Genomic DNA, 22,237 nt, shown 5'->3' with positions numbered 1-22,237 from the left:
CATGGACAGGATTACGCTGACCGGAGTGACCGCCGTCGGCCATCACGGCGTCTTTGATTTCGAACGCCGGGAGGGCCAGCCTTTCGTGGTGGACGCAGTGCTCCACCTGGACTTCACCGAAGCGGCAAAGTCCGACGATGTGCGGGACACCGCGCACTACGGCGAGGTGGCGCAGCGTATCACCGACTGGATCACGGGCGAACCACTCAACCTCATCGAGGCACTCGCAGTGCGGATCGCCGACAGCCTCCTGTCCGAATTCAAGCTCCAGGCCGTGGACATCACCGTGCACAAGCCGCAGGCTCCCATCGCGGTTCCTTTCGGGGACGTGGCTGTCACCGTCCACCGGGCACTGGTCCCCGCTGGCCATGCCTTGGCCGGGGTGCAGACGTGAACGGGACCTATACCAAGGCCGTGCTGGCCCTGGGCAGCAACCTTGGTGAACGGAACGAGACCTTGACCGAGGCTGTGGGGGACCTGGTGGATCCGCCGGAGGTCCGGCTCCTTGCCGTTTCACCCATAGTCCAGACCAAAGCCGTGGGGGGCCCGGCCGGGCAGCCGGACTTCCTGAACATGGTCATCACGGTGGAAACCAGCCTGAGCCCCCAGGAACTGCTGGAACACTGCCAGGCGGTGGAGAACAAGCACCACCGCGTCCGCGAGGTCCACTGGGGGCCGCGGACGCTCGACGTCGACATCATCACCTACGGCGACCACCGCAGCGATGATCCCGCGCTGACCCTGCCGCACCCGCGCGCCGCGTCGCGGGCTTTCGTCCTCTACCCCTGGTCGCTTATCGAACCAGCCGCCACGCTGGACGGCGAACGGATCAGCGCCCTGGCAGCCCGGGCAGAGGATTTAAAGGACCTGTCGCCGTTCGACGGGTTCGGCGACTTTGACGGCATGCCCACGGCGGGAGCGGTGGAGGAGCGATGAAGCCGATCAACCCGCTGCGCCTCCTGCTGATCTGCGTGATCCTCGCCGTGGCGGGCTGGTCAGCCACGGTAGTCACCAGCCGGTACAGCATGGCCACGCCTGTCCTGCCCGCCACAGCGCTGGCCACCATGGGCGTCATCGTTGCCATCACGCTGATTCTGGGTATCCGGGTGCTGCGGTGGCGCAACAGCCTCAAGCCCAACAGCACGGCCAGGAAGACTCAGCTGGACCCCCTTCTGGCCGCGCGGACGCTGATTCTGGCACAGGCCTGCGCCTACGCTGGAACGGTGCTCCTGGGCTGGCACGTGGGCATCTTCCTGGACCAGCTGCGGATCTGGAGCCTGCGCAGCGACCAGGGCATCACCTGGCTGGCCCTGGCCATGGCCGGCGGCGGCCTGGTGATGATCGTGGTGGGGCTCCTCGTGGAGCGCTTCTGCAAGATCCCCCCGGAGGACGGCGACGCCAACAGCCTCGACGGGAAGAAGGGCCGCCCTGCCCGCGGGGAAGCCGCCGGGGAAGGCGAATATGCATACCGAGGCGATTGACCCGCCGGGTATCGCCTGGCAGCGGGTTTCACCGAAATACATCACAGTCCGCCTGGTGGAATGGGCTGTGGCCAACCTTGTCACCGTAGTGGTCCTGGCCGCTCCGCTGATGTTTGTCCTCCTGGGCTGGTGGCGGTGGCCGCCGCTGTGGCTCGCCATCACTGTTCCGTCTGCCACGCTCCTGGCTGCCCTGTGGCGGCTGGTGCTCATTCCGCGGCAGGTCAGGGCCATCGGCTACGCCGAGCGCGACGAGGACCTGCTGATCCGGGGCGGGATCTTCTTCCAGCGCACCATGGCCGTCCCCTACGGCCGCATGCAGTACGTGGACATCGGCGTCGGACCCGTGGAACGCTCGCTGGGCCTGTGCACCGTGAAGCTGCACACCGCGTCACCCGGAACGAACGCACGCATCCCCGGCCTGCCGGCAGCGGAGGGCGCACGGCTCCGGGAACAGCTGGCCGCCCGCGGCGAAGCCAGGCTGGCAGGGCTGTGACCACTGACGGCCAGCTGCCCGGGCAGGCAGCGGTTCCGCCTGCTGCGGCCGGGCCGCAAACCAACGGAACGCCCGACGGCGAATGGCTGCGTGTACATCCCGCCTCGCCGTTCGTCCGCGGCTGGGTTGCCCTGGCAGCCATCACGTTCTTCTTCGGCCGGGACCTCTTCGAGCGGACATTGCAGGGACAACCCGTGTTCGAGGAGGGGTTCGCCAGGCGCGCCCCATGGCTGCTGGGCGGCGGGGCCGTGGTGCTGGCCGTGGCGGTGCTGGGATTCGTGCTTACCTGGTACTTCACCAAGTACCAGGTATCCGGTGGCTACGTCCGGGTCAACAGCGGGCTCATCTTCCGCCAGCACCGGCAGGCACGGCTGGACCGGGTGCAGGCCATTGACATCGTGCAGCCCCTGCTGGCCCGGATCTTCGGACTGGCCGAACTCAAATTCGAGGTGGCCGACGCCGGCGAATCAGCGGTGCGCCTGGCCTACCTGAAGATCGATGACGCCCGCCAGCTTCGTGCCACCATCCTGGCGCAGGCTTCCGGAGCAGTCTCCGGCGCCGGTTCCCATACCGGTGCCGGCGCTGGTTCCGCCCCGGATGGTTTTTCCGGGGATACTAAGGGGCCGGGACGCTTTCCCCAACCCGCACCCGAGGCGCCGGAAATCACTGTCCTCGCCGTGCCGCCGTCGCGCCTTCTCTGCTCGCTGATCCTCAGCGAGCAAAGCGTCTTCATTGTGGTGGGCGGCATTGCGTCGGTGGTTCTGTCGGCACTGACGGACAACCGCGCGTTCTACTTCTACCTGGTGCCGGCGGCCCTGGGCCTTGCCGCCGGCTACTGGAACTATTTCAACAAGGGATTCAACTTCACCGCAGCGGTTTCGCCCGACGGCATCCGGCTGCGGTACGGGCTGCTGGACACCCAGGCGCAGACGCTTCCGCCCGGCCGGATCCAGGCGGTGAAAATCGCCCAGCCTCCGCTGTGGCGGCCGTTCGGCTGGTATCGGATGCAGGTGAATGCGGCCGGCTACGGGGTTTCCGGCAACGCCGTCGAGGGCAACACCAGGACCATCCTCCTGCCCGTCGGCAAGCTTGCCGACGTCATGGCAATGCTGTCGCTGGTCCTGCCGGACCCCGGGACGGACCGGCCGGAGCTGGTGTTCACCGCCGGGCTTGCAGGCAGGGATTCCGACGGCGGATTCGTCACCACGCCGCGCCGGGCCCGGCTGCTGGCGCCCCTCGCGTGGCGCCGGAACGGGTTCACGTCAACGGACACGGCCCTCCTGATCCGTTCCGGGCGGTGGTGGCGTGAGCTGGTGCTGGTTCCCCATCAGCGGACGCAGTCGCTGGCCCTGCACCAGGGGCCCCTGGCGCGCCGGTTCCGGGTGGCGGACCTGGCCCTGCATACAACCGCCGGGCCGGTAATACCTCGCCTGAGGCAGGCCGGGCTGGACGAAGCCAGGCAACTCTTCGACGACCAGTCAGCACGCGCACGGCTGGCCCGGAAGCGGCAAACCACCGAACAATGGTTGCGGCAGGTTGTTCCGGCAGTTGCGCCCACGCTGCCGGATGGCATGCAATTGGGCGTGCAATTGCCCGCCGGGCCGACCCCTGCCGCGCCGATGTCCCAGGCGGCGGCCGGCGAAACCCGCACCCACCACCAACAGGAAGGCCAGCAGCATGGCTAAGCCCGGACGACTCGGCGTCGGAATCATCGGCGCCGGCAAGGTGGGAGCCGTGCTTGGCGCGGCTTTGCGCGCAGCCGAGCACGCCGTCGTCGGGGTGTCGGCGGTGTCCGACGCAAGCCGGGAACGGGCTGAAGCGCTACTGCCCGGCGTGCCCATCCTGGAAGTGCAGGACATCGTTGAGCGCGCGGAACTGGTGTTGCTGGCAGTGCCGGATGACGCCCTCCCGGGCCTGGTGGAGGGCCTGGCGAAGCTTGGGGCATGGCAGCCCGGCCAGCTTGTGGCACACACTTCCGGACGGTTCGGCGTCGGCGTGCTGCATCCCGTCCGCGCCGCCGGTGCCATTCCATTGGCGCTGCACCCGGCCATGACTTTCACCGGAATGAGCCTGGACCTCACCCGGCTGCTGGACTGCACCTTCGGGGTGACGGCCGATGCCGCCATGCTGCCCATCGCCCAGGCGCTGGTAGTGGAGATGGGGGCGGAACCGGTTGCAATCGCCGAGGCGGACCGGACGCTTTACCACGCTGCCCTGGCGCACGGCTCCAACCATTTGGTGACCCTTGTGGCGCAGGCGTCGCAGCTCCTGCGGGAGGTTGGCGTGGAGGCGCCCGAACGCATGCTTGGTCCGCTGCTGAGGGCCACGCTGGAAAACGCGCTGGCCTCAGGGGAGTCTGCGCTGACCGGCCCGGTGGCCCGCGGGGACGTGGGGACGGTCCGTGCCCATGCTGAGGCTCTGCGGGAGTTCGACGGCGGCGGGCACGGTGATGTGCTTGAGGCCTACCTTGCGATGGCGCGGGCCACTGCCCTCAGGGCAGAAGGACGCGGACTGCTGAAACCTGACCAGCTGAAGGGGCTGCACGAGGCCCTCGATCCAAAGGAGGACTGAATGTCCATTCAACTCGTCAAAACCGTTCACGAACTGCACGCGGAAAGCGCCAGGCTCCTTGGCGCCAGGCGCGGGACCTCGCAGGGCCTGGTGCCCACCATGGGCGCACTCCACGAAGGCCATGCCGCTCTGGCGCGCACCGCCGTCGAGCACAATGACGTTGTGGTGGCCAGCATCTTCGTCAACCCCCTGCAGTTCGGCGACGCTGTGGACCTGGACCGCTATCCCAGGACGCTGGACGCCGACCTTGCGCTGCTGGACGAACAGGGTGTTGACCTGGTGTTCGCGCCGTCCGTGGAGGAGGTTTACCCCGGTGGGGAGCCGTTGGTCCGGATTACCTCCGGCCGCCTGGGGGAGAAGTGGGAGGGCGCTTCCCGGCCCGGACACTTCGACGGCGCCCTGACCGTTGTGGCAAAACTGCTGCACTACGGAATGCCGGCAGCGGGCCTTCCTTCCGGTTCCACTGACGGGGCTTCACAAGCAGGCGGCCTGCCGGCGTACCGGGCCTACTTTGGGCAGAAGGACGCACAACAGCTGGCCCTGGTCCGGCGGATGGCTGCCGACCTGAACTTTCCGGTCGAGATCGTCGGCGTGCCCACGGTCAGGGCGGAGGACGGCTTGGCGTTGTCCAGCCGCAACCGCTTCCTGTCCGACGCCGAGCGGGATGCCGCGCTTGTTCTGTCCAGGGCCCTGCGGCTGCTGGAGGAGCGGGCAAACGCGCATGAGCCGCTGGACCTGGACTCCGCGCTCGCGCTTGTGAGGTCCCAGCCACTGGTGGAACTGGACTACTTCGAGGTAGTGGATCCGGGAACCCTTGAACCGTTGGCCGAGAACTGCCGCGAGACTCCCTTCCGGGGTGAGGCCCTGGCGCTCATCGCCGCCAAGGTTGGCCCGGTGCGGCTGATCGACAATATGCCGCTCAGTTCCTGACTTCTTGTTTCACTGGCCTCCAGCCGGACTGAAGCGCCGGGAACGAGCATGGCGGGCTAAGGGGCAAGCCCGTCCTCGCTGGCCATCAGCTGTTCCAGGAGTGCCTTTTCCGGACGGCCGGGGTTGCGTGCAACGAACTGTCGAAGCCGTGCCCTGGAGAGTTCTTCGGCCGGATCCGTGCTGGAAAGCTGTTCGTCGATAATCTCCTGCGCCTGCCAGCGCAGGGATTCGATGGCGAACTGGCGGATCTCCACAGGAGTATCACTGGGGATCCACGGCTCGGGAGCCGACGGCACGCCTTGGACCGACCGCTCTACGGTCATAGTGGCCTCCTTGCATCAAGCTGCAGTGGCCGGGGAACCACCGCGACGTTCGAATGCACTGCACGTAGGACAAACATTACAACGGGGAAGACAAGTCTGTCTCATGACAGAATTACCCCATGGACGTGACGAATCCGGAGCCCGAAAATTCATCGTCCCCAGCATCGTCAGGGCCGGAATCGCCAGTGCCACTCCCAGCGGCGCCGGCTTCGCCGAGCGGCCAGTCGAGCCCGGAGGAACGGATCCTGTCCGTGGCGTACGAGCTCTTCTCGCGCCGGGGGATCCGGGCTGTGGGCGTCAACGAGCTCATCGAGCGTTCGGGTGTAGCGAAGGCGACTTTCTACCGGCATTTCCCATCCAAGGATTCGCTGGTCCTGGCCTTCCTGGAACGGCGGGATAAGCAGTGGACGGAGGACAGCATCATTTCCAAGGCCCGCGGCAAGGGAAGCACTCCCGTTGAGCAACTATTGGCGATCTTCGACGTCCTGGGCGACTGGTTCCAGCAGGACGATTTCGAAGGCAGTGCCTTTATCAATGTCCTGCTGGAGATGGGGCCCTCCCACCCTCTGGGCCAGGCGAGCATCGACTACCTGGCGAAGGTCCGCGGGCACGTCCGGGGGCTGGCGGAGGAAGCCGGTTTGGCCCGACCGGAGGAATTTTCGCGTTCCTGGCACATCCTGATGAAGGGCTCCATAACTTCAGCCACCGAGGGTGACCTCCAGGCCGCCAAGCGCGCCCGGCAGATGGCGCGCTGGCTCATCGAGCACCACCGGGCATAGCGCCCGACGCCAGATAGGCGTCCGAGGCGAGGCATAAGGTACGACGCGATGCATTGCTCCGGCGCCACAGTTGCTACTGCCCGGCGCCAACGCGGTCCGGAAAGGGCGCGAATGGCGTGGTGTAGAAGTCTGCCCAGAGGGGGTCGTCCGGTGACAGGTCGTTGAGGTCTATGAAGGTGTCGTCGTCTGGTTCCCACTGTGGGTGCTCCGGGCCGGGATCTCCACCCGGGGTTGCAGCAGCGGGCATGGGCCATTGTGGCCAGTGGGTTGGTTGGGGGTCGTGGTGTTCGGGGTTGTAGTGGCGGCCGGTGGGTGAGGTCCAGCCGGGCGGTCCGTTGTTGGTGGCGGGGTCGGGGGTCCNTGCCGTTTTTCCGGCACTCTTCCTGGAACGGCGGCAAGCGGCACTATTCCTGGCGGCCGGTGGGTTGGTTGGGGGTCGTGGTGTTCGGGGTTGTAGTGGCGGCCGGTGGGTGAGGTCCAGCCGGGCGGTCCGTTGTTGGTGGCGGGGTCGGGGGTCCAGGCGCGGGCGTGCTTCAAACGGTGATGTTTGGGGCAAAGCTGCGCCGGGTTCCGGACGGCTGTTCTGCCGCCGTGTTCCCAGGCGGTGAGGTGGTCGGTGTGGTTGTCGGGGGTGTGGTTGGTGCAGCCGGGGAAGGTGCATTTCCGGTCCCGCATGCGGATCCATTGTTTGATGGTTTCGGGGAGCCGGTAGCGGGTGCTTCCGATCTCCAGGGGTGCCCCGTCGCGGGGGTCGACCAGGACGCGGTAGAACGACTCCGCCCCGTCCGCGACAAGCCTCCGTGCCATCGACGCCGGGATGGGGCCCAGGCCGTCCAGCACCGCCGGCTCATCGGTGAGTCCGAGCAGGGCGAAGACCGGGACGGTGACCAGGACATCGGCCCGAGGGGTGGGGACCTTGCCAACGCCACCGCTACTCCCTGTGCCGGAAACGCTGCCTGCGGCCGCCGTATCACCTGTAGCCCGTGCAGCCTCACCCGGAGCAGCCTCACCCGTGGCCGTGGTGATTCCTGCGCCGAGGAGGAATGATGATGCGATGTCGGGGCGGAGTTGGGTGAGGGTGCGGGGCTCGTCAGGGCCTTGGAGGCCGCGGGCGGTGGCGGTGGTGCGGTTCCAGATGGCGCAGGCGGTGTCGCCGGGGAGATAGAGCGAGAGCCAGGCCATGCCGTCACGGTCCGGGGTGTATTCCATCCGCCGGTCCGCCACGCCTTTGGCGTGGCGTTTTTCGAGGGTTTCGGGGTGGTGGCGTTCCCGCCAGGCGCGGACCTTCGCGCGGAACCGGGCAGGGACAAGTTCACCGGGCGCGGCGCCTCGGGCGGGGTTGGGCGCGTCGGGGTCGAAGAAGTGCGCCACCAAGGCAGCAGCCCCGTCCGGGCTGAGCCCCTCGGTTTCATCGGCGACAATCCTGGCATGCTGCCACGACACGGCACCGGCTGACAGGGCGCCCAGGAGCGGCGGCAGGGAACACACCCAGCGGGACTGTTCCACCAAAGCACCCGCGGCCGCCGAACTGACAGTCAGGACACCGGCGATCTCCTCCACCGCGGACATCTCGGCGTAGGTGCGGTCCTGGGCGGGGGCGTCGGGGGCAAGGAGTGCCTGCTGGAAACCGACGCACTCCACGGCATCACGAGCTTTCACCGCGGCGAGCTGAGCCTCGACCCGGGAGACTGCCTCCAGCCGTTCCAGCCGGAGCTCATACCGCCGCTGCAGCACATCCACGTCAGCACCAACACCGGACCCGGCAGCAAGGAAAGCATCCTTACGGGTAAGAGCATCGAGGGCAGCAACAGAGGCAGAAACACCCTCCAAAACCACCCCAACACCCGTGCCGATTCCCATGGGTACATCATCCAGCGAGGCACTGACAATCAGGCCTGCCGACCAGCCCTGCCCCCAGGCTCCTGCCCGTACCCCAACGTCAGCCGCAGCCAAGGTGCCGCGAGCGTGCCAGCCCCGTGCCGCCGTCGTACGCCTTGTCGACACGCACATTCCTTTTCGCACCCCAAATATGCCGCGCGAAAGGGAAGATGCGCAGCGCCAAAAGATATCCGCAGCGAAAAGGGCGCCGAGGCACAATCCGCAGGACTCGCAGCTCCCTTTGCCGTGCGCAGAAGGAACCCGAAAGGCCCGCAGACAACCCGTCAGCGTGCAGCCCCGTGCCGCCGTCGTCCTTGCCGGCGCAGCCGCCGAACCGAACAAAGCACGTACCCCGGAAAGTAAATAGTCAGCTTGCTTATGACTTTCAACTTTCCTAGGCTGGAAAGCGTCAGGCAAACAACTCTCGAAGCGGGACCTGTGCGCCAAAAGCGTGCAACCGCAAGTATGAGGAGGATCAATGTCAGAGCACAACATCGCAGGCAAGAAGGTGGCATTCCTGCTCACTGACGGCGTGGAGCAGGTGGAGCTCACCAGCCCCTGGCAGGCAGTGAAGGATGCCGGCGGCGAGCCCACCCTGGTGGCACCCAAGAGCGGCAAGCTGCAGGGCTACAACGGCACCGAGAAGGGCGACACCTTCGACGTCGACCTCACCGTGGCAGAGGCGAATGCCACGGACTTTGACGCCCTGGTGCTTCCCGGGGGCGTCGTCAACGCGGACCACCTGCGGGTGGACAAGGATGCCCAGAGCTTCACGCGCAGCTTCTTTGAACAGCACAAGCCCGTGGCATCCATCTGCCACGGACCCTGGCTGCTGATCGAGGCGGGAGTCATCAGGGGCCGGAACGTCACGTCCTACTTCACGCTTGAAACCGACCTGAAGAACGCCGGCGCCAACTGGACGGACCAGGAAGTGGTGGTGGACCAGGGCCTGGTGACCAGCCGGAACCCGGACGACCTCCCGGCCTTCAACAACAAGCTGGTGGAAGAGATCTCCGAAGGCCAGCACGCGGGCCAGACCGCCTGACCCCCAATGTTCCCTCAGGGTTGAAAAACCCGTATGGAGGAATTACTCCAGCGGGTAGAGTGTTTGCATCTGCAGCGGCGCCGGCCGTGCATCACTTCCAAAAACCCCTGAGGGAACACCCATGTCTACCGAAGTCTCTCCGAACGCCAGCGGCAAGCCCGTTCAGGGCGAAGGAATACGCGCTGAAACCCGCGAAGGAACCCAGTCCGCAGCGCCGGAGAAGATGTCCCGTGAATCGGTAACCATCATCAGCACGCTGCTGGTGGCGACATTCGTGGTGATCCTCAACGAGACCATCATGAACGTCGCCCTGCAGCGGCTCATGGTGGACCTTCGCGTGGACGCTCCCACGGTCCAGTGGCTATCCACGGGGTTCATGCTAACCATGGCGGTGGTGATCCCCACTACCGGCTTCATCCTCCAGAGCCTGTCCACGCGCGCCGTCTTCATGCTGGCCATGGGCCTGTTCGCGGGTGGAACGGCGCTTGCGGCGGTGGCTCCCGGGTTCGAGGTCCTGCTCCTGGCGCGCATTGTCCAGGCCGGCGGCACCGCCATCATGCTGCCGCTGCTGATGACCACCATCCTCACCCTGGTCCCGTTGGCCAAGCGCGGCGCCGTCATGGGCAACGTGAGCATTGCCATCTCTGTGGCACCCGCAATGGGTCCCACAGTGTCCGGCCTGATCCTGGAGCATTTCACCTGGCGCTTCATGTTCGTCTTCGTGCTGCCGGTTGCCCTGGCGGCGCTGGCCATCGGGGCCAAATACCTCACCAACGTTGGGAAGCCTGAAAAGGCCAGGCTGGATGTGCTGTCCGTCATCCTCACCGTCCCGGCCTTTGGCGGCCTGGTCTACGGGCTCAGCCAGATCGGCGGCGGGCATGGCGGCCAGGCCGGCCCCAGTGCCGGCGCCATCGCAGCCCTGGTCATCGGCGTGGCCGCCCTGACGGTTTTCGTCCTCCGCCAGGTGCGCCTCCAGAAAGCAGCCGCGCCGCTGCTGGACCTGCGCGCCTTCAAGTTCCGGATGTTCACCGTCTCCGTCCTGTTGATGGTGGTGGCCATGATGGCCCTGTTCGGCGGCGTCATCCTGCTGCCGCTCTACCTCCAGCAGGTCCGGGGCCTGGGTTCGCTGGAAACCGGCCTGGCATTGCTCCCCGGCGGCCTGGCCATGGGCCTGCTGGGCCCGGTCATCGGCCGGGCGTTCGACAAGGTGGGTCCGCTGCCGCTCACCATTACCGGGTCCGTCCTGATGGTGGTGACCCTCTGGCAGTTTTCAATGCTCGACGCCGGAACAGCGGTGTGGTGGATCGTCACCTTGCACGTTGGGCTGAGTTTCGGCCTCGCGCTGCTGTTTACCCCCGCCTTCACCACCGGGCTCAACCCGCTCCCGCCGCACCTTTACTCGCACGGCTCCGCGATCATGAGCACCACCCAGCAGGTGGCCGGTGCCGCTGGCACGGCGCTGCTGGTGTCAATCTTCGCGGTTGTGAGCGCGACGTCGGGACTCGTCGCCGGGATGAGCGCCGCCTTCCTGACGGCAACCGTCATAGCCCTTGCCGCCGTCGTGCTTTCAGCGATGATGCGCAAGACCGAAGGCGCCGGCGCGGGCCACGGCGCAGGACATTAGCCCAGGCCGCGCTAGCCGGCGAAGAAGTCGCTCAGTTCCTTGATCAGCCTGTCCGGGGCCTTGATGGCGCCGTCGTGGCCCAGCCCGGGCAGGATGGTGTAGCTGGAGCCGGAAAGCACGTCGTGGATCTGGCCGCAGGCGATGCCGAAGTAGGCGGGGCTCTTTTCGCCCACCACGATCAGCGTCTCCAGGGGGAGCGCCTGGAACGGTTCGGCCGGCATGTCGGCGGCAATGATGGCTTTGATCTCGCGGACTCCGGTGCGCATCAGCTCGCGCTGCTGCTTGCCCTCGGTGGTGCCGGCGGTCAGTTTGTTGGCCAGGGTCAGCATGGACAGCGGCATGCGCGATGAGAAGGAGCCGCCGGCTTCCAGCCCGCGCTGGATCACGGCGAGGGCGCGGTCATGGTCTCCTGCGGCGATGGCACGCTCGTACTCCACGATCCAGTCGGCCGTGACGCTGCCGTTCACCGAGACCGCGGGGTCGTAGACGGCCAGCCGCTCCACCGGAAGGGTCCGGGCCGCGTGCAGTGCGACGGCGCCGCCGAAACTGTGCCCAAAGACGTCGGTGCTGGAGGTGTGCTTCATGACCGTGTCCAGGTCCCGGATGTCCACGTCCAGCGTGTAGTCCTCGGGCTGCGGTGACGAGGATCCGCGGCCGCGCCGGTTGAAGGTGTGTACGGGCCGGCCCAGGGAGGCGCTCAGTTTCTGGGCGAACTTGGTGTAATCCGCGGCGGTCACCATGGAAGGCGGCACAACCACCACGCCCGAACCGGCAGAAGCAAGCTCAGCGCCGGTGGAGAAGAGCTCCACAGTGCCGCCGTCGGGGGTCCTGATGTTCTCTCGCGTCATGTTCCGAGCCTAGCCGAGCAAGCCGGGCGGGGCATCCCGGCCACCGGCGGCCCGGAGGTCAGGCAAGGCGGTCGATGATGGCCTGGCTCGCGGCGCGGATGGCCGGCAGCCGGTCCCCGAGCCCGCACAGGATCAGCCCGGCGTCGGCGGCCTGCAGTGCCGATTCGGCGTTGGCCGCGCCGTCCGCGCGGAGGTAGATCAGGGATTCGACCAGGCGGAAGGTGAAGTCGCCGCCGTCGGGTCCGTGCGGGGAGGCTGACAACCCGGCGCCCAGTTCCCCGTAGAGCCGCCTGAGTTCCTGGCGGTTGTTGAGGAACCGGGCAAAGCGGGTGCTCCGGACCTCGGGCAGGTGGTACAGCACGCCAAGGTTCCACCGGGCGCTGCACAGTTGGGTGCCGTCATAAAGCGCGACGGCGTGCAGCCGGCTTCCAGCCGGACTTTCGGTTCCAGGTGCGTCGGCAGGAAGCGCGGCCACCGAGCGTGCGAACGTCAGCCCACCGGACACCGTCCCCTCGAGGAGGTCCTCGAGGATGTCGTCCTTGGTCTTGAAGTGGTGGTACAGGGACGACTGCCGGATGCCCACCGCGTCCGCGATGGACCGGGTGGAGGTGCTGGCAAAGCCGTGGGTGGTGAAAAGCTCCGCCGCGGCGTCCAGGATTTCATCGCGGGCGGTGGCACCTGGCCGCGAGGGCTGCTGGTGGCGGGGGCGTCCCGGTCCGGCTGAAGTCACGGCCCCATTCTTGCATTGCCGGGCGCGGCGGAAATGACGCCCGGACGTTGTGAGGGGACGGAAATCTGCCGGAAACAGGATGTCTATCCGCCTTTTACAGAGGCGAAACTGTTTGGGGACATCCCGCTGGAAAACTATCAAGTGACCGGTAATCCGCAGCCTTCGGCCGAGCGCTGCAGTGCCGGGAGGCTTCGCCCCCAAGATCCCTTTCCAGCCCCGGAGATTCCCGATGACATCAACCGTTCTCCCTACCGTCCACCAGGACGACGCAGACCTGACGTCCCTTGGCTACCAGCCCACCCTCCACCGGAAGCTCGGCCGCTACGCTTCGTTTGCCGCAGGCTTCTCGTTCGTTTCCATCCTCACCACCATCTTCCAGCTCTTCGCGTTCGGCTACTCCTTCGCCGGGCCGGCCTTCTTCTGGACCTGGCCCGTAGTGCTGGTGGGCCAGCTGCTCGTGGCCCTGAACTTCGCCGAACTTGCGGCCCGCTACCCCTTGTCCGGTGCCGTCTACCAGTGGGCGCGGCGCGTGGGCGGGGAAGGCGTAGGCTGGTTCGCCGGCTGGTTCATGGCGATCGCACAGGTGGTCACCGCAGCTGCTGCCGCAATCGCCCTGCAGGTGGTCCTGCCCCAGCTCTGGGACGGTTTCCAGGTGGTGGGCGGCGACTCCGCGCTCAACACGGTGACCGGCGCTTCCAACGCCGTGGTCCTCGGCGCCGTCCTCCTGGTCGCCACCACCATCATCAACTCCCTGGGCGTGAAGCTGATGGCCCACGTCAACTCCGTGGGTGTCACCTGCGAGATCGTGGGCGTCGCTGCCGTCATCCTGGCCCTCGTCAGTGCCGCCCAGCGCGGACCCGACGTGGTTGCGGACACCACCGTGCTGCAGGGATCGGACCTGGGCGCCGTGGGAGCCTTCCTGGTCTCGGGGCTGATGGCCGCCTACGTCATGGTGGGCTTCAACTCCGCCGGTGAACTGTCCGAGGAAACCAAGGACCCGCGCCGCACCGCACCCCGGACCATCCTTTCCGCCCTCCTCATCTCCGGCATCGGCGGGGCGCTGATGATCATCACCGCCCTCATGGCAGCGCCCAGCCTCGACGACGGCCGCCTCGCCACCGAAGGCCTGCCCTACGTCCTCACCGCGGTCCTGGGCACCTTCTGGGGCAAGGTCCTGCTGGTGGATGTCGCCATCGCCATCTTCGTCTGCACCCTGGCGATCCAGACCGCCGGTTCCCGCCTGGTCTTCTCCATGGCCCGCGACGGCAAGCTCCCGGCGTCGGCCCTGCTCTCCTCCGTGCACCCCACCCGCGGCACCCCCATGTGGCCCTCCATCGTGATCGGCGCCCTTGCAGTCGCCGTGCTGGCCATCAACGTCGGCAACGCCGCCCTGTTCACCACCCTGTGCAGCGTCTGCATCGTGATGGTCTACCTCGCCTACCTCCTGGTCACCGTCCCGCAGCTGGTCAACCGCCTCCGCGGCGACTGGAACCGGGTGGGGCAGACCATGCCGGCAGGCCTCTTCTCCCTGGGCCGCTGGGGCCTTCCAGTCAACATCCTCGCCGTCCTCTACGGCGGCGTCATGGTGGTCAACCTGGCATGGCCCCGGCCCGAGGTGTACGACCCCACAGGCGAGAACGGCATCCTTCTCTGGTCCGCGCCGCTGATGGTCACCGCGGTGCTGCTCCTGGGCATCTGGGTCCGAAGCAGGAACCTGGCCGCCAAGGCCTGACCCGCGGCCCCGCACCCAAAAACCACGCTTCCGCAAGCCACGCTTCCAAGACCTACAGGACTGACATGACACAGACCATCGAAACGCCAGCCGCCGGGACGGCCACCACGGCCGGTGCCCGCGCCCACGCCCGGGAACAGCACGGCAGGACCGCTGAGACCATGCGCCACGTACCGGCAGCGTCCGCGCCCGCGCACCTTCTGGCCGGACTGCCCGGAGTGGACGGGGCCGACGCCGCGTCCCCCACATGGGCGGAATCCGTCGCCTTTGGCCGCTACACCACCATGTCCCTGGCGCGCGGCACCCGGGTCCGGCTCACCGACACGGCAGGCGACGCCTGCGTGCACGCACTCCTGTACCGCGCCGGGGCCACCCACGAACGACTGAACGTCGCCGACACCGTCAAGGTCCCGTGGCAGGCCTACCCCGCCGCCGGGCACCCGCTGCTGTCCGACGCCGGCCGCCTGATGGCAACGATCGTGGCGGACACGTCGTCCCGGCATGACGCACTCACCGGCGCCACCACCCTCGCCGGCAACACCGCCAAGTACGGCGCTGGAACCGCCCACAGCCCCTCCCCGGCAGCACGCGAACTGCTCACCCTGGGCGCCCTCAAGAACGGCCTGGGCACCCGCGACGTGGCGCCGTCCATTTCCTTCTTCAAAGGCATCACCGTCGACCCTGCCGGCAGCATCACCTTTACCGGAAGCGCCGGGCCCGGTGCCGCCGTCGAACTCCTGCTCCAGCTGGACACCGTGCTGGTACTGGCCAACACCGCCCACCCCCTGGACCCGCGCGCTGACTTTGCGGGGACGGCCGTCGACATCGTCGCCTGGCACGCGCCGCAGGACCTGGCAGCACTGGAGGCCGGCCACCTGGCCGGACCATTGGCCCCGGAACACCTGCAGGCCCTCCTCAACACCGAACACGACCTCGCCGCAAGGAACGCCCGATGAACACTGCCGTTGACACCACGCCCATCCCGGACGCCGCCGCCACCGCGCTGGCCCCTGGCGCCGTTGTACTTGATGAGTTCGTCGAAGCCCGCGGCCCCTGGTCTGCCGTGGTGGCAGCAGGCGACGTGCTGACCATCGTGGACCTGGAAGGCAACCAGGCGGTTGACTGCCTGCTGTACGCCGCGGCGGACACCACCGTGCGCTACTCGGCGGCAGCCACCATCGCCGCACAGCAGTCCATCGTCCTCACCACCGGTTCGGTCCTGCGCGCCGACACCGGCGCTGCCCTGATGACTGTCGTTGCAGACGAAGTGGGCGTGCACGACACCATCGGGGGCGCCTGCTCACAGGAATCCAATACCCTCCGCTACGGCCAGCACACCCGCGAACAGCACGCCTGCGTGGAGAACTTCCTGATCGAGGGCTCGCGCTGGGGCCTGGGCAAACGGGACCTGGTGTCCAACATCAACTGGTTCATGAACGTCCCGGTGGACCCGGACGGCGCCTTGGGCATCGTTGACGGCCTGTCCGCCGCGGGAAAGCGCGTGGCACTGAAGGCGGAGGTGGACACCCTGGTCCTGGTCTCCAACTGCCCGCAGATCAACAACCCGTGCAACGGCTTCAACCCCACCCCCGTCCGCATGATCGTCACCCGGCCGGAGGCTGCGCTGTGAACCCCTTTGACACGCCGAACACCTTCGACACACTGTTGATCGCCAACCGCGGCGAGATCGCGTGCCGCATCATTGAGTCCGCCCGCAGGTTGGGCCTGCGCACCGTTGCCGTCTTCTCCGAGGCGGACCGCGGCGCCAAGCACGTCCGGCTCGCCGACGAGGCTGTACTGCTGGGGCCTGCGCCGGCCAAGGAATCCTACCTCCGGGTGGACGCAATCCTGGCGGCGGCAAAGGAAACCGGCGCCGGCGCCATCCACCCCGGCTACGGCTTCCTCTCCGAGGATGCGGCCTTCGCCGAGGCCGTGGAAGCGGCGGGACTGGTCTTCGTGGGCCCCACCGCCGAGCAACTGCGCATCTTCGGCACCAAGCACACAGCGCGCGACGCCGCCCGGGCAGCCGGGGTGCCGATGATCGCCGGTTCAGGGCTGCTTGGGGACGTGGACGACGCCGTTGCGGCCAGCACCGCGATTGGCTTCCCGCTGATGCTCAAGGCCACCGGCGGTGGCGGCGGGATCGGCATGACGGTCTGCCGCAACGAGGCCGAGCTTGTGGACAGCTTCCCCCGCGTGGCCCGCCTGGCAGGCGCCAGCTTCGGCACCGCAGGGGTTTTCGCCGAGCGGTACGTGGAGAACGCCCGGCACGTCGAGGTACAGATCTTTGGCGATGGCGAAGGCCGCGTGGTCAGCCTGGGGGACCGCGACTGCTCCCTGCAGCGCCGCCACCAGAAAGTCCTCGAAGAGGCACCCGCACCCGACCTTCCGGACGAACTGCGGGAAGAACTGCACCGCAGCTCCCGGGCCCTCTGCGCCTCCCTTAACTACCGCTCCGCCGGCACCGTCGAGTTCGTCTACGACTCCGCCCGCAAGGAAGCCTCCTTCCTGGAAGTCAACGCCCGGCTCCAGGTGGAGCACCCCGTCACCGAAGCCGTCACCGGGGTGGACCTGGTGGCATGGATGCTCCGCCTGGCCCAGGGCGGCAGCCAGGCCCAGGCAGTCCTTGCGGACGTGCCGGACAGCCTGCCCGTGACCGGCCACGCCGTGGAGGCCCGCGTTTACGCCGAGGATCCGGCCCGGGGCTTCCAGCCCAGCGCCGGAACCGTCACCAACGCCGCCTACCCCACGGCGGCAGAAGCACGCGTGGACGCCTGGGTGGAAACCGGCACCGACGTTTCCACCAACTACGACCCCCTCCTGGGCAAGATCATCACCTCCGGCACTGACCGCACCGAAGCTTTCGACCTCCTCGCCGCAGCGCTGGGCAACACCCGGATTGACGGCATCGAGACCAACTTAGGGCTGCTCCGCGCCGCCACCGGCCTGGAGGTGGTGCGCAGCGTTCAGCACTCCACCAGCACCCTGGACAACGTGGGGGACCCGGAGCCGCGCATCACCGTGGGCCGGCCCGGCCTGCAGACCAGCGTGCAGGACTGGCCCGGCCGCACCGGCCTCTGGCAGATCGGCGTTCCGCCCAGCGGCCCCATGGACGATCTCTCATTCCGGCTTGGCAACACCGCGCTGGGCAACCCCGAAGGCGCCCCGGGCCTCGAGTTCACCATGACCGGCCCCAGCCTGACCTTCACCCACGCCACCACCGTCTGCGTTACCGGCGCCGAAGTGGCTGTGACAGTTGACGGAACGGAGGTGCCCGCCTGGACGCCCGTGACGGTCCCGGCAGGCGGAACGCTCGACGCCGGCACCGCAGCCGGCAAGGGCCTGCGCGGCTACATCCTGTTCCAGGGCGGCCTGGACATTCCCGAGTACCTGGGCAGCGCCTCCACCTTCACCCTTGGCCAGTTCGGTGGCCACGCCGGACGGGTCCTGCGCGCGGGCGATGTGCTGCGGACGGTCAAGCCTGCCGCCGGCGCACCCGAGGAAGCCGCCGCGGCAGCGGTGCCCCTCGACAGCCGTCCCGCCCTCACCTCCACCTGGGAACTGGCCGTGGCCGAGGGCCCGCACGGCGCCCCGGAATTCTTCCAGCGTGAGGACATCGAGGAACTGTACGGCGCGGAGTACGAGGTCCACTTCAACTCCGCCCGCACCGGCGTGCGCCTCACCGGCCCCAAGCCCCGCTGGGCACGCACCGACGGCGGCGAAGCAGGCCTGCACCCCTCCAACATCCACGACACCGCCTACTCGGTGGGTGCCCTGGACTTCACCGGCGACACCCCCATCCTGCTCGGCCCGGACGGACCCAGCCTGGGCGGTTTCGTCTGCCCCGTCACCGTGGTGACGGCCGAACGCTGGAAGCTCGGCCAGCTGCGCCCGGGGGACAAAGTCCGCTTCGTGCCCATCAAAGCCAGCCAGGCGCCGTCGGCCAGGGACCTGGGACCCGGCCGCCAGCTGGTGCTCCCGGGCGACGCCGGCTGGTCCGGCAATCTTTCAGCGCACCTCCCGGCGGTGAGCCCGGCAGCCGGCCGTCCCGCACGCACGGTACGCGGCGACGGCGACGACGGCGTGCTGGGCCGGGTGCCGGAAGGTTCCGACCGGCCCGCGGTCACGTACCGCCGCTCCGGAGACGACAACCTGCTGGTGGAATACGGCGAGATGGTGCTGGACCTGGGCCTGCGCGCCCGGGTCCACGCCCTGCACCAGCACATCGAAGCGCTCCGGGTACCCGGCATCGTGGACCTCACCCCGGGTATCCGGTCGCTGCAGATCAAGGTGGACCCGTCCGTCCTGTCCACCGGGCGGCTGCTGGACCTGGTCCAGGAAATCGAGTCCGCCCTGCCCGCCAGCTCAGAACTGGTGGTCCCCAGCCGCACCGTCCGGCTGCCGCTGTCCTGGGACGATCCGGCCACCCGCGAAGCAATCGAACGCTACATGGCAGGCGTCCGCGACGACGCCCCTTGGTGCCCGTGGAACATCGAATTCATTCGGCGGATCAACGGCCTGGACTCCGTCAGCGACGTCTTCGACACCGTCTTCAACGCCGAGTACCTGGTCCTGGGCCTGGGCGACGTCTACCTCGGCGCCCCCGTGGCCACCCCGCTGGACCCCCGCCACCGCCTGGTCACCACCAAGTACAACCCCGCCCGGACCTGGACGCCCGAGAACGCGGTAGGCATCGGCGGCGCCTACATGTGCATCTACGGCATGGAGGGCCCCGGCGGCTACCAGTTCGTCGGCCGCACCACCCAGGTGTGGTCGCGGTACGCCGGTTCGGCCCCGTTCGAACCCGGTTCGCCCTGGCTGCTCCGGTTCTTCGACCGCATCTCCTGGTACCCCGTCAGCCCCGAGGAACTCCTGGACCTGCGCGCGGACATGGCAGCAGGACGCGGCCGCGGCGTGGAGATCGAGGAGGGCACGTTCTCCCTCGCCGAGCACGAACAGTTCCTTGCCGACAACAGCCAGTCCATCGACGCGTTCCGGGAGAAGCAGGGCGCAGCGTTCGCGGTGGAACGGCAGGCCTGGGCCGACGCCGGCGAGTTCGACCGGGCGGACGCGCTCGCCTCCGTCGTGGCCCCCGCTGTTGACGACGTGGTGGTTCCCGACGGCGGATCGCTCATCTCCGCACCGTTCGCCGCCAGCGTCTGGAAGGTGGACGTCAAGGCCGGCGACCGTGTCGCCAAGGGCCAGCCGCTGGTCTCGCTGGAAGCAATGAAGATGGAAACGGTCCTCGAAGCGCCGTGCGAGGGCGTGGTGCTCCGCGTCCTGCCGGCCGCCGGCTCCCAGGTGGTGGCCGGCGAGGCGGTAGTGGTCCTCGGCGCCGACTTGGGCCTTGAACCGGCAGACGACGCCCAGGAACTGGAAGAGGCAGCAGTATGAGCCCGGCAACCAACAGCAGTGCCACCAGTCGCGCCAAGGCGGCACTCGCGGCGCTGGAATCAGTAAACCGGCCTGAAATCTGGATCACGGTCCGCAGCGGCGAGGACCTCCTGGCGGAGGCTGCAGCGATCGACGCCGCCGTGGCAGGTGGCGCGGATCTGCCGTTGGCCGGGCTGCTTTTGGCCGTCAAGAACAATGTTGACGTGGCGGGCATCCCCACCACGGCAGCCTGCCCTGGCTTTGCCTACACGCCGGAAAAGGATGCGGAAGCGGTGGCCCGCCTCCGCGCCGCCGGTGCCCTGGTCCTGGGCGCCACCAACCTGGACCAGTTCGCCACCGGGCTGGTGGGGACGCGCAGCCCCTACGGCGCCGTCCGGGATTCGCGCCGGCCGGAGTACATTTCCGGCGGTTCCAGCTCCGGCTCCGCGGTGGCGGTGGCACTGGGACTGGTGGACATCGCGATCGGCACGGACACGGCGGGCTCCGGCCGGGTCCCCGCCGGGCTGCAGGGCATCGTGGGCATCAAGGCAACACTGAACGCCGTCTCCACGGAGGGGGTGGTGCCCGCCTGCCGGTCCTGGGACGCCGTCACCATCTTTGCCCGGCACCTGTCCACCGCCGAGCTGGCCATGGGCTCCATGGCCGGCAACTCCCGGTCCTGGCCCGCGGACATCAGACTTGCCGCGCCGGCACGTCCCCGCGTGGCATATCCCGCCAGCCTGCCCGCATTGCCCCCTGAGTGGGCTGCGGAATTCAAGCGGCAGGTTGACCGCCTGCGGTCCAGCGGGGTGGATGCCGAAGCAATCGAATTCGACGACTTCCTGCAGGCAGCACGGCTGCTGTACGACGGCGCGCTGGTGGCCGAACGCCACGCTGCGGTGGGGGCCTTCCTGGCAAAGCACGACGCCGGCACTGACGGCCAGGCGGGCATCGATCCCACCGTGGCGGGCATCATCCGGGCGGCCGGTACCGTTTCCGCCTCCCGGTACGTTGCCGATACCGCCCGGCTGGAGGAACTGCGGACCAGGGCGCTGGCCCGGATCGCCGGCTTCGATGCCCTCCTGGTTCCCACGGCGCCCTTCCACCCCACGCTGGCTGAGGTGGCCGCGGACCCGGTAGGCGTGAATTCGCTGATGGGCACCTACACCAATTTCTGTAACCTGTTCGACCTCTGTGCCGTGGCTGTCCCTGCCGGGGAAGTGGACGGCGCGCAGTTCGGCCTCACGGTGGTCGGCCGGACCTTCGACGATGCCGTGGCGGCCGATATCGCCCGCCGCCTGGAGCTAACCCCGGACGCTCCCGCCCTCTTCGCTCCGGGCGCAGCAGCGGAGGTTGGCCGCACCGGCGCCCACCCGTCGTCGTCCACGCCCTGGCCTTTGGCAGCGGGCGCAACGGCCGTGCCGCTGGTGGTGGTGGGTGCGCACCGCAAGGGCCAGCCGCTAGCGCCGCAGCTGGAGGAACTCGGAGCCTCGTGGGATGGTCCGGTCCGGACCGCCGCACGCTACCGCATGGTGGCGCTGGACACGGTGCCGGCAAAGCCGGGCGTTTACCGGTCCGATGACGGCGCGGAACTGGTGGGGGAGCGGTGGCTGCTGTCCCCTGCGGCCCTGGGGACGTTCCTGGCCGCCCTCCCGGAACCCATGCTCCTGGGATCCGTGGAGCTTTCGGACGGCTCCAGCGCCGTCGGGTTCGCCTGTGATGCGGTTGCCGCTGCGGGCGGGAAGGACATCACGGCCTGGGGTGACTGGCTGGCGGACCGGAGCGTGGAACCGAAGCCGCGGACCGTGTGGCGGGACCTGGGGGAGGCGGCCCTGGCCGGGTTCAGCCGCGGCGAGCGGGGATAGTGCCGGCAGCATCCGGGCGGGTTCCGCCGTCCGGATGCCCGCCCGTGAAATACGCCGCGATGTCGGTCACAAGCTCCTTGACGGCCGCCGGAATGGACCCGTGGAAGCACTTGGGGGAGAGCTGGAAAGTGCTGCCTGGAACTGCCTGGTGCAGCCGCTCCGCCGTTTCCTTGTAGCCCGGGCTGGTGGCCTTCTTCATGTGCGCCAGGGCGTGGCCCACCTTGCCGCCGTTGACGGCGTCCTCGAATCCGTCCAGCCACGCGGTGTCGATGTTGCCGTCGATGTTCACCGCTGCGTCGTACACCGCAAGCCTGTCCGGGACCTTTGCGGTTCCGGTGAACTCCTGCACGGCGTTCAGCGCCACCGCTCCGCCCAGCCCTCTCCCAGGCCTTTCGCCAGAGCGATGGAGAACGGGCGGTAGATCAGGGCCGTGAGGAACGCGCCGCCGATCAGAAGCACCCGCTTTTGCCCGGGCGCGTCTTCGGTGCCGTAGCTGTACAAAGCCAGCCTGCCGCCGTCGTGCGCTGGAAGTACCCGTTCTTTCACCCGCCCATCCCAGGGTGTG

The 22,237-nt window shown here is 68.2% G+C and carries 19 protein-coding genes and 1 pseudogene; 15 read left to right on the top strand and 5 right to left on the bottom strand.

The genetic code is table 11. From position 1 onward, the window contains the following. The first annotated feature begins 1 nt into the window (after position 1). The 7 genes from folB to ASG79_RS03275 are packed head-to-tail and all read left to right on the top strand — an operon-like array spanning position 2 to position 5,475. Positions 2-394, top strand: a complete 393-nt coding sequence (gene folB / locus ASG79_RS03305) for a dihydroneopterin aldolase (protein WP_056388411.1) — start codon at positions 2-4, stop codon at positions 392-394. Next, complete coding sequence (folK, locus tag ASG79_RS03300; protein ID WP_056388410.1) at positions 391-936, top strand: 2-amino-4-hydroxy-6-hydroxymethyldihydropteridine diphosphokinase; 546 nt, start codon at positions 391-393, stop codon at positions 934-936. Before folB ends, folK begins: the two co-directional genes overlap by 4 nt. Continuing rightward, positions 933-1,481 (top strand): DUF3180 domain-containing protein, encoded by a 549-nt coding sequence (locus ASG79_RS03295; protein ID WP_018770254.1) that lies wholly within the window; start codon positions 933-935, stop codon positions 1,479-1,481. The genes folK and ASG79_RS03295 overlap by 4 nt, the downstream gene beginning before the upstream one ends. Next, the gene (locus ASG79_RS03290) at positions 1,462-1,974 is read left to right on the top strand and encodes a PH domain-containing protein (protein ID WP_056388408.1); all 513 of its coding nucleotides are present in this window, start codon (positions 1,462-1,464) and stop codon (positions 1,972-1,974) included. Before ASG79_RS03295 ends, ASG79_RS03290 begins: the two co-directional genes overlap by 20 nt. After that, complete coding sequence (locus tag ASG79_RS03285) at positions 1,971-3,659, top strand: PH domain-containing protein (RefSeq protein ID WP_056388407.1); 1,689 nt, start codon at positions 1,971-1,973, stop codon at positions 3,657-3,659. Before ASG79_RS03290 ends, ASG79_RS03285 begins: the two co-directional genes overlap by 4 nt. After that, positions 3,652-4,545, top strand: a complete 894-nt coding sequence (locus ASG79_RS03280; protein ID WP_018770251.1) for a Rossmann-like and DUF2520 domain-containing protein — start codon at positions 3,652-3,654, stop codon at positions 4,543-4,545. The genes ASG79_RS03285 and ASG79_RS03280 overlap by 8 nt, the downstream gene beginning before the upstream one ends. Beyond that, positions 4,546-5,475: a 4-phosphopantoate--beta-alanine ligase gene (locus ASG79_RS03275; RefSeq protein WP_056388405.1), complete on the top strand. Its 930-nt coding sequence runs from the start codon at positions 4,546-4,548 to the stop codon at positions 5,473-5,475. Between the two features lie 56 nt (positions 5,476-5,531). Here the strand turns inward: ASG79_RS03275 and ASG79_RS03270 are convergent, their stop codons facing one another. After that, positions 5,532-5,798, bottom strand: coding sequence for a hypothetical protein (locus ASG79_RS03270; protein ID WP_018770249.1), 267 nt, complete (start codon positions 5,796-5,798; stop codon positions 5,532-5,534). 251 nt (positions 5,799-6,049) lie between these two features. On the opposite strand from ASG79_RS03270, the gene ASG79_RS03265 reads away from it, so the two are divergent. Further along, entirely contained in the window at positions 6,050-6,577 is a 528-nt protein-coding gene (locus ASG79_RS03265; RefSeq protein ID WP_082581651.1) for a TetR/AcrR family transcriptional regulator, read from the top strand. 361 nt (positions 6,578-6,938) lie between these two features. Here the strand turns inward: ASG79_RS03265 and ASG79_RS24435 are convergent. Beyond that, on the bottom strand, positions 6,939-8,437 hold a 1,499-nt coding region (locus tag ASG79_RS24435; RefSeq protein WP_235509725.1), incomplete at its 3' end, for an HNH endonuclease signature motif containing protein. Between the two features lie 496 nt (positions 8,438-8,933). Between ASG79_RS24435 and ASG79_RS03255 the strand changes: the two genes are divergently transcribed. Beyond that, a complete protein-coding gene (locus ASG79_RS03255; protein WP_056388400.1) occupies positions 8,934-9,500 on the top strand; it encodes a type 1 glutamine amidotransferase domain-containing protein in 567 nt (188 codons plus the stop codon). 121 nt (positions 9,501-9,621) lie between these two features. Further along, positions 9,622-11,124 (top strand): MDR family MFS transporter, encoded by a 1,503-nt coding sequence (locus tag ASG79_RS03250; RefSeq protein ID WP_056388398.1) that lies wholly within the window; start codon positions 9,622-9,624, stop codon positions 11,122-11,124. An 11-nt stretch (positions 11,125-11,135) separates the two neighbouring features. Here the strand turns inward: ASG79_RS03250 and ASG79_RS03245 are convergent, their stop codons facing one another. Both ASG79_RS03245 and ASG79_RS03240 read right to left on the bottom strand, forming a co-directional pair. Further along, positions 11,136-11,972, bottom strand: a complete 837-nt coding sequence (locus ASG79_RS03245) for an alpha/beta fold hydrolase (protein ID WP_018770971.1) — start codon at positions 11,970-11,972, stop codon at positions 11,136-11,138. 58 nt (positions 11,973-12,030) lie between these two features. After that, positions 12,031-12,702, bottom strand: a complete 672-nt coding sequence (locus ASG79_RS03240) for a TetR/AcrR family transcriptional regulator (RefSeq protein WP_056388396.1) — start codon at positions 12,700-12,702, stop codon at positions 12,031-12,033. A 229-nt stretch (positions 12,703-12,931) separates the two neighbouring features. Here ASG79_RS03240 and ASG79_RS03235 point away from each other — a divergent pair, with 229 nt between their 5' ends. The 5 genes from ASG79_RS03235 (at position 12,932) to atzF (ending at position 21,672) form a co-directional block, all read left to right on the top strand. Next, a complete protein-coding gene (locus ASG79_RS03235) occupies positions 12,932-14,434 on the top strand; it encodes an amino acid permease (RefSeq protein ID WP_056388394.1) in 1,503 nt (500 codons plus the stop codon). Positions 14,435-14,499: 65 nt separating this feature from the next. Further along, a complete protein-coding gene (locus ASG79_RS03230) occupies positions 14,500-15,390 on the top strand; it encodes an urea amidolyase associated protein UAAP1 (RefSeq protein WP_056388393.1) in 891 nt (296 codons plus the stop codon). After that, entirely contained in the window at positions 15,387-16,064 is a 678-nt protein-coding gene (locus ASG79_RS03225) for an urea amidolyase associated protein UAAP2 (RefSeq protein WP_056388391.1), read from the top strand. Before ASG79_RS03230 ends, ASG79_RS03225 begins: the two co-directional genes overlap by 4 nt. Continuing rightward, entirely contained in the window at positions 16,061-19,828 is a 3,768-nt protein-coding gene (uca, locus tag ASG79_RS03220) for an urea carboxylase (protein WP_056388389.1), read from the top strand. The genes ASG79_RS03225 and uca overlap by 4 nt, the downstream gene beginning before the upstream one ends. After that, entirely contained in the window at positions 19,825-21,672 is a 1,848-nt protein-coding gene (gene atzF / locus ASG79_RS03215) for an allophanate hydrolase (protein WP_056388387.1), read from the top strand. Before uca ends, atzF begins: the two co-directional genes overlap by 4 nt. On the opposite strand, the pseudogene ASG79_RS24370 reads toward atzF, so the two are convergent. Beyond that, positions 21,650-22,218, bottom strand: a pseudogene (locus ASG79_RS24370) (hypothetical protein). The gene atzF and the pseudogene ASG79_RS24370 overlap by 23 nt on opposite strands. Between the last annotated feature and the right edge of the window lie 19 nt (positions 22,219-22,237).

This window comes from Arthrobacter sp. Soil761 (assembly GCF_001428325.1).
Taxonomy (GTDB): domain Bacteria; phylum Actinomycetota; class Actinomycetes; order Actinomycetales; family Micrococcaceae; genus Arthrobacter.
Note: the sequence above shows the minus strand (reverse complement) of the source record. Positions and strands in the feature narration are given on the sequence as shown.